This is a genomic window from Chitinophaga ginsengisegetis, assembly GCF_900168065.1.
GTDB classification, from domain to species: domain Bacteria; phylum Bacteroidota; class Bacteroidia; order Chitinophagales; family Chitinophagaceae; genus Chitinophaga; species Chitinophaga ginsengisegetis.
In genome coordinates this window covers 1,754,862-1,767,901 of record NZ_FUZZ01000001.1, presented here as the reverse complement: position 1 = coordinate 1,767,901, position 13,040 = coordinate 1,754,862, and the positions used below count along the sequence as shown (strand labels likewise).

Below are 13,040 nucleotides of genomic sequence, written 5' to 3'. Positions count from 1 at the left end.
TTAAAATAAAAATTTTTTTTTGAGAAGAAGAAAGGAGGGGATATACACGATATTAGACAGAATCGGACAGTTCAGGTAATTACCCGGATTCCATAGGTTCACTCAAAAAAAGTAAGAGGCTTGAAGATCATTGACTTCAAGCCTCTTTTAATTTAATCGCTAAGCATTTTATGATTAGAAAGATGAAATATAAATTAGTCAAACTATTTGCACCTTCAAACTAATATCCTTTTGTAGGTATCAGATTGGGGTTATTTCTCAATTCCGTACTTGGTATCGGAAATAAAAGTTCTCTTTCCGTTAGAACGGGCCCGTAAGAAAACTTATGACCTACATAATTATCAAAGCCTTTGGTACTTACGTTAAATGCTTTACGAAGACGTACCATATCGAACCAGGTGACGTTTTCAAAACACAGCTCATACCAACGTTCCCGCCAGATGGACTCCCGCAATTGGTCTTTAGATAACCCCGCCAGTGCCGGTAATTTTGCTCTTGTACGTACCTGGTTAACCGCGTCATACACTTTTGCGCCCGGCCCGCTTACTTCATTGGCTGCTTCGGCGTACACCAGTAATATATCGGCGTAACGGATCAACGACCAGTTAAGATCACTGTTGGCAGTGGTGGTTTGTGCCGTCACATCAAAAAGCTTATATATAAAATAACCGCCCAGGTTTACCTTCAGGTTTCTGTTGTCCTGGTTGGTGAATTCGGTAAAAAAGAACTGACCTTCTTTGGCGCGCAGGTCTGCAGCATCATACGATTTTACAAAATCGGCCGTTGCATAAATGCCTCCTGTTTCAGCAGAATAGGCGGAGATATTCTTGTTGTAAGGAATAATGAGCGACTGCCAGGGGCCTGGAATGACCTGTGTTTTATATTGGATCATAAAAATGTTCTCTTCTATATTTTTCTTTGCCGGATTATGCAAATCACCGTAAGTGTCAAATAGCTTGAACTGTTTTGAATCCAATACTTCCCCTGCTTTTTTTGCTGCCAGGTCAAAGTAGGGAGCTCCTTTTTGTAAAGGATAGCCGGCCATCGTGAGATACACTTTTGCCAGCAATGATTTTACGGCGCCCAAACTTACTTTTCCACTGGCATCTCTCCAGGGTAACCCGGCGTTCTCTGCTGCTGTTAAATCATCCACAATTAATTTGTAAACATCTTCCGGGGCTGCCTGCATGGGCCTTAACTGTTCCGACTTTAAATCAACAGGCTCAGTAATTAAAGGAATATTACCAAACATTTGTACCAGGTTGAAATAATACCAGGCCCGTAAAAAGTGAGCCTCGCCTAACAGGCTTTTGGCTTCTGCGGCATCCATGTTAATGCCTGGTATTTTTGCGATGGATAGATTCGCATTACTGATGCCCTTGTAATAATTTTTCCAGTAATTCTCTCCATATGTGTTATCTGCTGTATTGTGCAGGTCTTTTATAAAGTAGCTGTTAACGGCCTGTCCAAGATCAGTAGCGGCCTGCCCGGTGGCAAATTCTGTCATGGTCCAGGGTGCGCCGTTGAAACCACCGTCCATAGGATCCCGTAAACTGGCATAGATGGCGTTTACGGAACTCCTGGCATGTTCGGGTTTTGTAAAATAAGTATCCTCTGTATAGTTGCTGGGATCTGTCTCATCTAAAAATTTCCGGCAACCGGTTATCCATAATGCACCGGTTGTTAATACCAGCAGTCCGAATCTTATTATTGTTGCTTTCATAGTTTTTCGTTTGAAGTTTGTTATGTATTATAACCCTACGTTAAGCCCCAGCATAAATACCCGTGGCTTTGGATAATCGTACAATGTCAGGCCCTGATCAAAAGGAGAGCTGGAGTTGGAAACTTCAGGATCGTATCCTTTGTACTTCGTAACCAGGAAGAAGTTCTGCACGGAAGCATATACCCTCAGGCGACTGAGTTTTAAAGAAGAAACTGTTGTGGAGGGAAACGTATATGCCAGTAGTAAATTACGGCCACGGATAAACGAACCGTCTGTTACTTTATGGCTGTCGTTATTAGTGGTGTAATACGCGTTGATAGGACGTATTTGAGCTATAGGCGTATTTTGGTTTGTTTCCGTCCAGGCGTTGAGCACGGTTTTATAACTATTGGCAATGCCTTGCCTGTCTTCGGCCGAATGTATGCTTCTGTCCAATACATCGTTGCCATACATAAACTGCAGGTCTACTGTCAGTGACCATGATTTATATTGAAAGGTGTTCAGAAAGGTGCCATACCCGTCGGGTATGCCTTTCCCGATGATGGTCCGGTCCAGATCATTTATGATACCGTCGTTGTTGATATCTTTATATTTTACATCACCAGGGAGCATATTGTATTTCTTTGCCTCGTCAGCTTCTTTGCTGCTCCAGGTGCCGAGATGCACCCTTCCGAAGAAAGAGCCGACAGGTTCGCCCACCCTGATGATACCATTACCGGAGGATATATCGCCATTGGCTAAAGCAAGTACTTTGTTTTTATTGATGGAGATGTTGAAGGTAGTATTCCAGGAAAAATTATCGGTTTTAATGTTGGTTGTATTGATCCCAAATTCAACTCCTTTATTTTCCATACTTCCTACATTGGAGAAAATTTTATCACGTCCGCTGGTGTATGGTAAGGGAGCATCCAGCAGCATGCCATCCACTTTTCTGCGGTATAGATCCAGTTCGAGATTTACCCTGTTGGAGAACAAACCGAGTTCAAGTCCGAAGTCGACCTGTTTTGTTTTTTCCCACTGTAAACCAGGATTGGCGATACGGTCAATACCAACGCCGGAATTGCGTGCGCCGTTGAAAATTACACTATAATTTCCCATGCCCGCAAGTGCCCTGTAGGCGGGTATTTCAGAGTTGCCTGTGGCGCCATAGCTGGCACGGATTTTCAAGTTGGATATAGCGGCGATGCTCTTCATGAAATCTTCTTCCGTTACTCTCCAGGCAAGGGCGGCAGAAGGGAAGAAAGCAAACTGGTTGTCAGTTCCGAATTTGGAAGATCCATCCAGGCGGCCGGTAAAGGTGACTAAATATTTGTTGCGGAAGCCATAATTGACACGGCCAAAGTAAGAGTTCAATCCATTCGCCGTTCCTACGGAAGACGGAGGCTGGGGACTGGAGCCTGCACCAAGATTGTAGTATTGATAGTACGAGTCGGTGAAGCCTTCTGTACTCGCCTGGTTTTCAAAACGGTCAATATGTTGCCAGGATACTCCCGCCATAGCATTTAAAGCATGCACTTTTGAAAACTGCCTGTTGTAAGTTAGGTAGTTCTCAAACTGCCAGGAGTTGTACCGGTTATTATTAATGAACGCATTTCCGTTGTCTGAAATGTATTGCATTCCTTTTGCAGCAAAATAATCTTCCCGTTGATTAATGATATTGACGCCAATAGTCGATCTCAATTCCAGCCCAGGCGCCAGGTGAATGTTTGTATACATATTACCAAGAAGGGTTTGTGTATGCAGAATGGAAATCCTGTCGGCAGCTACCCTTAGTGGATTATCACCGCCCTCCATGCCGGGATAATCCCTGTTGCTGGCCCACGATCCGTCTGCATATCTTACGGGGATAATAGGCAGGGCTTCCAATACCTGGCGCATCATGGTGATACCGCCTCCATCAAGTTGGTCCACCTGTTTTTCCCGCTGATCCGTATAGCTCATTGTACCACCAACCTTTAACCAGTCTTTTATCTGGCTGTCGTACACCACGCGACCGGCGTACCGGTCCTGCCAGGAGCCACGTGCCAGTCCATCCTGGCTACGGTAGTTTAAAAAAGCGCCTATGCTTCTTTTTTCGTCACCATCCGTAAATCCAAGTTGATGGTTCTGTGTAAATGCTTTTTGGAATGCTTCATCCTGCCAATCTGTATCATATAAAGGGTTTCCCTGTGAATCAAATAGTTTGGGATTGGTACGTTTGGTTTTGGGGTCGGTGTATTTTGTTCCCGTTGCCCATCCTACGGGATCATATTTTTGAGCGTTTGCATAAGCCAGGTCTTCTACTGCCAGAAACTCTTTTGCATTGAGCAGCTCCAGCTTCTTTGGCAACACGCCTATACTGAAGTCGGGATCATAGGTGATCCTTCCTCCGGCTGAAGTACCTCTTTTTGTGGTAACAAGGATCACACCATTGGCGCCCCTGGCTCCATAGATCGCTGTAGAAGAAGCATCCTTCAGTACTTCGATGGAAGCAATATCGTTGGGGTTGATATAGTCAATCGGCGTACTGCCATTCCTCAAACCCACAGGATTCAGTATTACACCATCTATTACATATAATGGGTTATTGGAAACGCTCAGGGAACTGGACCCACGGATACGGATATTGGTTCTGCCACCGGGCCTCCCTGAATTTGAAGATACGTTCACCCCGGATACACGCCCGGATAAACTCTGGTTCAACGAGGACGACGGACGTTCCTGCAGCGTTTCAGCTTTAACGGTACCAACCGCCCCGGTCAGATCTGATTTTTTAGTTGTTCCATAACCTACCACCACTACTTCGTCTATCTTTTTAATTTGCGGAACAAGTTTAATCAGCATATCTGCGGAAGTAACACTGACTTCCTGGGTAATATAGCCGATATAAGAAACGATCAGCACTGCATCGTCGGGAATGCCCTTAATGCTGAAGTTCCCGTCACCGTCGGTTGTTGTTGCCTTATTGGCATTCTTTACTTTGATGCTCACGCCGGGTACGCCCACACCATTCTCTTCCAACACCTTACCACGTACATCCTTGAGCGATGGTGAAGGATAATTAAGCGTTGCCGGATTTTTTGCTTGGAGGGGCATTACTATTCCCATGAATAAGGCAAAGGTGGCATAAATGATTTTTTGGCGCAATGCTGGCATTTTAAAAATCACCGTGGAAAATTGTTTCATAGTTAAAATGTTATTAGGTTAATTTGATAGTATCCTATTATTCCAGAAACATTTGTTAAGTAACAGACAGATAGATGTGCCAGGGCAGTAGAAATGGCTGCCTGTGCTGATCATAACGTATTATAATGTGAGTGCTGATGTGGTCGTTGTACAGTGAATGCTATCTGAGTAATGTGGTTTTTTGGTTGAATGCTTTTGTTATATCTATGTGGCTACGGTAATTATTTATATTGGTTAGAAATCCTAACAATATTAAATATACAAACTGAAACTTCCTTGTGATATTTTCGCTAAGTGATATAGTAAATTAACAGAAGAGCACAAAACAAGAAGATGAAATAACAAGTCGTTTTTTTGTTACTTCTTTTCCATAGGATGCTCTTTAAGCAACTGTTCGGAAGAATAGAAGTCTTTTTTACTTTCTATGGCTTTCCTTATTTGTTTTACTTTTTCCGGCGAAACAGGCGTTCCCTTGTTTCCGAACGAATTCCGGACGTAGGTTAACACGGCGGCAATCTCATCATCCTTCAGTAACCCGCCAAAAGGCGTCATGGGAACCTGGCCGGTATATTTTTTATTGTTTACCTCTATTGGTCCTAAGAGCCCTTTCATCACCAGCTTGATCAGCCGTTCATCGTTTCCTGTTACCCACCCGGAGCCGGCAAGAGGAGGGAAGCCGGAATCGGGAAGTCCTTTACCGTCTGCCTGATGACATGTTTTACAATATCCTTCTATAGAATAAATTTTCTTTCCCTGGTTAAACAGTGCGAGGTCTGCGCCTTTCAGGTTTGTATTGGCATCTTTCTCTTTTCCCTTTTTCACGTTTTCGCCATTGAGATGTGCCACTGCGGTTTCATACGCATGGATCATCCATTCGTCCAGCGGCATTTTCTTTGCTTCTGCTAAAATGGGAAGACCTTTTTCCTTACCGATCCAGGAGGCGGCTACGATAGCCATCAGGCGTACGCGGCTGTTTTCATCTCTTGCTGCCTGCATTAACAGGTCTGCCTGGTCAGGCACCTGGTGCCCGGTATACCGCAACACCTGTACTGCTGCGGCTCTTGCATGATAATCTTTAGCTGTTAATACCTGTTTTAAAAGAGACTGATCCACTTTATTCATTCCCCAGCTCACCCAAAGTCCTTCGAGCAAATGATGCTCATACCGCGGATCTTTTTTATCCAGATGGGATACCCAGGTTTGCAGTTTGGAAAGTACGGTTGAAACATCGCGCCCTCTCAGTTCACGACGGGTTCTGTAGCGGGTTCTGTACTCCGGTAATTTAAGGTTCTCCAGGAGTTCTTCTATTGGTGCTCCCGCTATATTTGCGGGTTTCACCAGTGGTCTCGACGGATAAGTAATGCGGTATACTCTCCCGTGCGAGTGATCGCGCAACGGATCGCGTGCATTATGCTGCATGTGCCCGATCAGAATGTTATGCCAGTCGATCACGTATAATGACCCGTCGGGAGCAAACTCCAGGTCTACCGGACGGAAATTGGGATCTCCGCTTACCAGCAGGTCCATGCGGTGATGACTTTTATAGCCTGTTCCATCGTCCTGCAGCGTATGTTCTTTTGTTCCGAGGAATCCTATGGTATTGTTGATGAGGAAGTCGCCCTGCACTTCATCCGGGAAATGCCGGCTGGACACGAATTCAAGACCGGATGTTGGCCGTACTTTATGTTTATCTTCTATCAGCTGGATGGATTTATGCGTAGCCTGACCATACCTGGGCAATACGGTTCCGGGGAGCATCCAGCGCATATCCGGGCTGGATGTTTCTGCAAAGAATGGCTGTCCCCAGTCGTCGAATGCAATGCCCCAGGGGTTTGGAATAGAAAGCTGCGCAGTACGTTCCAGTTTTCTGCGGCGTGGGTCGTACCTGTAAAAGCCGCCGTTGGATGCACGAATAGTTCCGTAAGAAGTTTCTATATGTGTATGAAGAAAGACACCTTCTCCTGAATAGATCGCTCCTGAAGGATCTACTGTAAATGCGTGACTGCTGTGATGTGTATCATGATCGTCAAAGCCACTGAGCAGGATCTCTGTTTTGTCTGCTTTATCATCACCATCTGTATCTGTTAACAATTTAAGATTGGTTCCCTGGGCAACATATACTCCTTCTGCTGCTATCTCAAAGCCGATTGGCAGGTGCAGGCTATCTGCGAATACCGTTTCCTTGTCGGCTTTGCCATCATTGTCGGTATCTTCAAAAATAATTATTTTATCATTGGGTTTGGCATCTCCGGGCTTATAGTGAGGATAACTCGGCATCACCGCCACCCATAGCCTGCCTTTATTATCAAATGACATCTGCATTGGCTTGGCCAGGTCAGGGAACTGCTCCTCTGAAGCAAAAAGCTCAACCTTGTACCCCGGTGGTACTTTCAGCTTGCCTGTTGCTTCCTGCCCGCTGAGATACCGGAGACTCCCGTTTTTAGCAGGGTTATAGTTGGTTTTAACAGGTGGCAATACTTTGGTATTTTTATCGGCAGCCGCAATATCCATCTTCTCACCTTTTGAAGCGGCCAACCAGATTGCGGTATCCCTGATCGCTGTCATCTCGCGGATTTTTTCTATTTCCGCAGGATAATTATCAGGTCCGTAAGGATCATACCGGCGACCAAATACATGTACTCCGTTTGGTATTTTATAGTCGTTGAGCCACATCCAGTTTTTTTCCATTACAGCGTCGTGTACCAGCTTTCTGTTGGTTTCTGCGCTGGTGGCAACATTTCCAAAGATCTGGTCTGCCAGCAAACGTCCCAGCTTTTTATAACCTTCTTCATTCAGTTGTGAACCGTCGATGGTCAAAGGCCCCTTCGTATCCTGGTACCATTTTTTGGAAGGCGTGAATGCATCTACAAATAATACGTTATTACGGGCAGCCACTTTCTTCATTGCCTGGGTATACAAAGCAAGGTTTTCATTTTCTTTCCGGCCATCGGGGAGATCATATTTATCAGAAAGATTTTCGAAAGCAATGGGTGAAACAATGGCCAGTTGCGGTGCTGAGGTGCCATTGTATTTTTGCTTCAACGTCCATTTTATAAAGGCATCCAATTCGGCTTTATAATTATTCAGCCCTTCATTTCCATCAAATGATTCATTATAGCCGAAAAAGGCGATGATCACATCTGTTTTGAGCCTGGTGAGCCATTGATCAGGCGTTTCAAAGTGTCCTTCGCTCGGGCCTTCTATTGTCTGAACCTGGCTGTCCAGCACAGGACGGAATTTCTCTGCACCGGGAAATGCCCAGGGGGAATTCCTGCCGGCGTGTGGCCGGAAGCCGGGCGTTTCGCCACCATCGCACATATTGCGGATGTGCAGTTTATATTCCGGGTAGCGGAGATACAGCTCCGTTTCGAAATTATCATAATTTATCATTCTCGATCCCAGGTTGTTACCGATCAGGGATATATGTGAGGTCCCGGAAATGGTAAGCGGAGTGGCTACTTCGGATTTACAGGCGTGTAGTATCATTATCGCCAACACCATGGGAATAAAAGACGTGTAAATGCCGATTTTTAATAGTCTGGGCATCTTAGATAAATTTAGCTGAATCAGGAAACGTGGTGTACTTATTTCGCTATGCGGTAGGGCACCTGTATATTCATTTTGCCTTTCCATTTTCGTGGAACTTTGAGGCCCAGCTCATAATGAATGGCATTGATCACGAGGCGCTGAAAGGGTTCCTGTCTGAAATCTTCAGGATGGCCCAGGGTTGTCATAAAAACCCGTCCGCCGAAAGCGTTGGTGCCGGTCCAGGCAACAGGGTTTTCAATAGCTTCTTTATCGGGATTAACCGCCTTTCCCATCAGTAACCAGGTAGAACCTTTCACCGGATAATCCGGTAAAACACGGTACAGCCATGAGCGGACATGGAAGTTTGTTGCAACGCCCGTGAGGATAGGATTGTTGGCTTGTTCAGGTATGATGCGTACATCCGTGCTGCTCTCGTGCCCGTAGTGGGTATGTTTGGCGGCGCCGCCCCATCCCGGAGGTGCGTTCAATGCAAACTCTCCGAAGGCATTCCATTTCTCACTGGCATGTCCTTCCGGAAAATGGAATGCATGGGTGGTGGTGCGGAACCCCATTACAGGCTTGCCGGATTTCAGGTAAGCATCTATATACGCAAGTTGTTCGGGAGGAAGCCTGCGCCAACGCAGGAAGAAAACTGCGAGGTCTGCATGTTTTAATGCCTCGAGACCCGGAATATTTTCTTCGCTGTTATAATCAGGAGATGATTTGAGAACGATCGTTTTCATGCCATAATCCTTCTCCAGTGCGGCGGCGATTACCGGCATGGTTTCTTCGCTGCTGTACTCATGATCACCGGTCACGAAAACAACCAGTGGCTTTTTTACCTCTTTGGAAGATTGTGCAAAGAGAAAGCCGGTGCATGTAATACTGGTGCTTACCATAAACAATAAGCAAACGCAAATTTTTTTCATTTGAACAAAGATTATTGATGACCGTTTTTATGCGATTCAACCCGGCTACCTGTCAGTGCAACGCACTGCGGTTAAATATGCTGCCAGGTTCCGGGTTCCTGCCAGTAAGCGCTGCTACTACATTGTTGATGGTGAGCAGGCATATCTGCCGATAGGTGGCCGATGTAAGGCTGCCGGTATGAGGCGTAATGATTACCCGCGGATGATGTACAATACCGAGGCTCTCAACGGGTGGCTCATCTGGTAATACATCTGCAGCAAAACCCGAAATCCCCCCGGAATTTAATGCCTGTAATAATGCCGGATGGTCGATAAGCGCGCCTCTTGCGGTATTAATCAATAGTGAGCCGGGTTTCATTAAACGCAGTTGTTCTTCTCCTATGATCTTACCTGTTTCATTATTAAAAGGAAGGTGGAGACTAACTACATCCGAATACCGTAATACATCTTCCATCGGCAGATATTTGTAAGGCAGGTCCTGGACAGATTTACTCCAATACAGCACCTCCATCCCAAAAGCTTCTGCAATCCGGGCTACACGTTTTCCTATATTGCCCATTCCCAATACGCCCAGTGTTTTCCCGTTCAGCTCATCTCCTGTATATTGATTGCGCCAGTTCCAGTTGTTTTGTTTCACCTGTGAAACCGATTCATACATATTGCGCATCAGCATCAGCATCAGGCTCAGGGTATGCTCCGCAATAGTTGCGGCATTACTGCCCGGTGCATTAATTACCATGATTTTTCTTACTGTTGCTGCAGCTACATCTACATTGTCCAATCCTACGCCACATCTGGCTACCACCTGTAAATGCGGAAAAGCGTCTATGAGCGGTTTATTGATCAGGCCTTTTCCTCTTGTAATGATGGCATGGATGTCTTCCTTGTTCAATACGTTGTTTAAGCTGGCTTCATCGTATCCTGTGAATACATTCACATGCTGCTGAAGAAAGGCGAATGCTTCATCTGCAATGGTTTCAAGCAACAATACGTTTTTTCTCATTTCTTGTGATATAAAGTGGCATCATCGGATCTGTATCCTCTGAAGTCATTTCTGTTTGAAACATACAACCCTTCTTCATAGAGTTCATCGGCAAGTATCCGGGAGTCGACTTCCGCTCCTGGTATGGAAGATATTTCCACGAGGTTGCCGGCAGGATCACGCACAAACATCTGCATGGCGCCGTCAGGCAGTTTTCTCACCTTTCCCCAGGGTTTTATATCAATTACATTGAGTTCTTTCATACGGAAAAAGAGGCTGCTGAAATCGTCTACCTGCACACAAACATGCCCACGGAAGGAAGTATGGTCTTCCCATTCAGAGATATGCAGTTGCTGCTCTTCGTTGAATTTGAAAAACATAACGGGGTAATCAAACCGGAAGGCGGCAAGCGGTTCCAGGCCTAATTCATGCTGATAGAAGTGACCTGCTTTTTCCAGGTTGTCTACAATCAGCGTTACGTGATTAATTTTAAGTGCTTTGGCCATAAATAGTTATTTACAAATATCACTTCTAAACTTTTTGTTTATACTGCCGTACAAAATCCCAGTCGGGGCTTACTCCTAATCCCGGGGCAGTGGGCGCGTGGATGGAGCCGTTTGTAACGGTAATCTGCTCCTTCACCAGCTCATACATCATAGGATTTCCTCCCAGTGAGAACTCAATGATAGTGGCCGAAGGCGATGCAAATGCTACGTTCAGCCCCGCCATAAAAGAAAAGGCAGAACCCCAGCAATGCGGCGCCAGCTCCAGCTGATGCACACTGGCGAGATGCGATACACGCACTGCTTCCGAAATACCGCCAATGATAGCTGCATCCGGTTGTATCACATCAATTGCTCTTAATTCCAAAAGTGCATTAATGTCAAAACTGGTATATTCACTTTCTCCTGCCGCAATGGGAATATGTGTAGAAGCCCTTACTTCTGCAGTTCCTCTTTTATTATCAGGACTGATAGGTTCTTCAAACCAATACAGGTTACAATCTGCTACTCCCCGGCAAAATTGTTTCGCTTCCGGAACACTAAAGGTACCGTGTGCGTCGGCCATCAGTTTTACATCCGGACCTATGGCGGCTCTCGCTGCTTTTACTCTTTCAATACTGTTTTGTACTGTCTGGTCCATCACGCCAACACGCATCTTTACACTCCCAAACCCTTTATCTACATAGCCTTTCAGTTGGGCGCCAATGTTGTCTGCATCTGCCCAGCCACCACTTGCGTAGGCCGGCATCCTATCCCTGCAGGCGCCACCGAGCAAATCCATCACCGGAACCTGCAGCATTTTTCCTTTCAGATCCCACAAGGCAGTATCAATGCCACTCATGGCTGATATGGTGAGGCCTCTTCTGCCGAGGATAGGGAATTTCCGTCCTCTCAGCAATGCATAGTGATCCCTTGTGCCGTTGTACATCTCCTCCCATAAACGGGAAATGTCTTTCACATGTTTACCCAGTAAGGCAGGCTTCAGTTCATTTTCAATACAATTTACAATGGAAGCACACACGCCCGAAGATCCAACCGCTGCTTTGGCTTCTCCAAATCCCTGAAGACCGTCATCTGTAGTGATCACAACAAGTGTCATGTCAAAATTGGCCAACAATCCATAATCTGAAGTATGTTGTTTTTCTTTGGGAACCGGACAGCGCAACCAAAATGCCTCTACATTAGCTATTTTCATCTGTTAGCAGTTGACTTCTTTTAAATAAGTTTTGATAAAGTATTAAATGATTGGGTGGTGAGCATAGTATAAAACTCTTCTGTAACAGAAGCGCTGCCGTGGTCTACCAGGAATTTCGCCTGCTCAGCAGATAAGTTTTCAGGGTTTTCATCAATAGAATCCGGGTATGGATTGGCCGGCGTACGATCCAGTGATGCACAAAATTCTACGGAAAGCACTTCATTATAGTTTATTTCCTTCAATGTATCGATGATCTTCCTCCAGTTGAGGTTACCCATTCCGGGCGCCATCCTGTTGTTATCTGCTACATGAAAACCTGCCAGTTTTCCCTTCGCCTTTTTAATCGCCTCAAACATATCTGCCTCTTCGATATTCATGTGAAAGGTATCCAGGCAAATGCCACAATTGGGTCCTGTCGCTTCTGCCAGCGCCAATGCCTGATCTGCCCTGTTGATGAAATAGGTTTCAAACCTGTTGATGGGTTCAATACCTATCCGGATGCCGGATGCCTCGCTATAGTCGTAAATTTCTTTCAGTGCATTAACAGCCCATTTCCATTCTTCATCGGGTCGTCCGTCGGGGACAATTTTTCCGACTGTACATGGTACAACCGCCACCATATGGCCATCCAGTTCCCTTACCATTTTTATTACATCCTTCACATATTGCACCGATCTTGCGCGCTGCGCCTCATCCCTGGCAAGCAGGTTCCTGTCTCCCAACATCAGTGTTACAGCTCCCCAGCAGGACAAACCATGTTCCTGCATTAGTTTTCTTAGTTGCTTGGTATCATAATGTTCGGGTGTTCCGGCAATTTCAAGTTGGGTATATCCCAGCGCAGCAACTCTCCGCATGGTAGTTTCTATCGTTTCAGACCGCATCCAATTGTGTATCCCTAGTTCCATAACGCATTAATATATAAAAGTGGAATAATGTATTTGCAGGTGATTTATTTGTCCATCACAAAGAATGGACAATAGTATGGCACAAACTTGTTGGTTTCATGACGGGAACG

General features: G+C 45.5%; 8 protein-coding genes. All 8 read right to left on the bottom strand.

What is annotated here, in order from left to right; all coding sequences use genetic code 11:
• Positions 1-220: 220 nt before the first annotated feature.
• The 8 genes from B5Z18_RS06940 to B5Z18_RS06905 all read right to left on the bottom strand — a co-directional run bounded on the left by B5Z18_RS06940 (position 221) and on the right by B5Z18_RS06905 (position 12,930).
• A complete protein-coding gene (locus tag B5Z18_RS06940; RefSeq protein ID WP_079468646.1) occupies positions 221-1,723 on the bottom strand; it encodes a RagB/SusD family nutrient uptake outer membrane protein in 1,503 nt (500 codons plus the stop codon).
• 27 nt (positions 1,724-1,750) lie between these two features.
• Complete coding sequence (locus B5Z18_RS06935) at positions 1,751-4,888, bottom strand: SusC/RagA family TonB-linked outer membrane protein (protein ID WP_079468645.1); 3,138 nt, start codon at positions 4,886-4,888, stop codon at positions 1,751-1,753.
• A gap of 357 nt (positions 4,889-5,245) precedes the next feature.
• Positions 5,246-8,434, bottom strand: a complete 3,189-nt coding sequence (locus B5Z18_RS06930; protein ID WP_079468644.1) for a PVC-type heme-binding CxxCH protein — start codon at positions 8,432-8,434, stop codon at positions 5,246-5,248.
• Between the two features lie 38 nt (positions 8,435-8,472).
• Positions 8,473-9,345, bottom strand: a complete 873-nt coding sequence (locus B5Z18_RS06925) for a ThuA domain-containing protein (RefSeq protein ID WP_079468643.1) — start codon at positions 9,343-9,345, stop codon at positions 8,473-8,475.
• 52 nt (positions 9,346-9,397) lie between these two features.
• Positions 9,398-10,348: a 2-hydroxyacid dehydrogenase gene (locus B5Z18_RS06920; protein WP_079468642.1), complete on the bottom strand. Its 951-nt coding sequence runs from the start codon at positions 10,346-10,348 to the stop codon at positions 9,398-9,400.
• On the bottom strand, positions 10,345-10,833 hold the full coding sequence (locus B5Z18_RS06915) for a VOC family protein (RefSeq protein ID WP_079468641.1): 489 nt from the start codon (positions 10,831-10,833) through the stop codon (positions 10,345-10,347). Before B5Z18_RS06915 ends, B5Z18_RS06920 begins: the two co-directional genes overlap by 4 nt.
• Positions 10,834-10,858: 25 nt before the next feature.
• Positions 10,859-12,025, bottom strand: a complete 1,167-nt coding sequence (locus B5Z18_RS06910; protein WP_079468640.1) for a mandelate racemase/muconate lactonizing enzyme family protein — start codon at positions 12,023-12,025, stop codon at positions 10,859-10,861.
• Between the two features lie 20 nt (positions 12,026-12,045).
• On the bottom strand, positions 12,046-12,930 hold the full coding sequence (locus B5Z18_RS06905; protein ID WP_079468639.1) for a sugar phosphate isomerase/epimerase family protein: 885 nt from the start codon (positions 12,928-12,930) through the stop codon (positions 12,046-12,048).
• Positions 12,931-13,040: the final 110 nt, after the last annotated feature.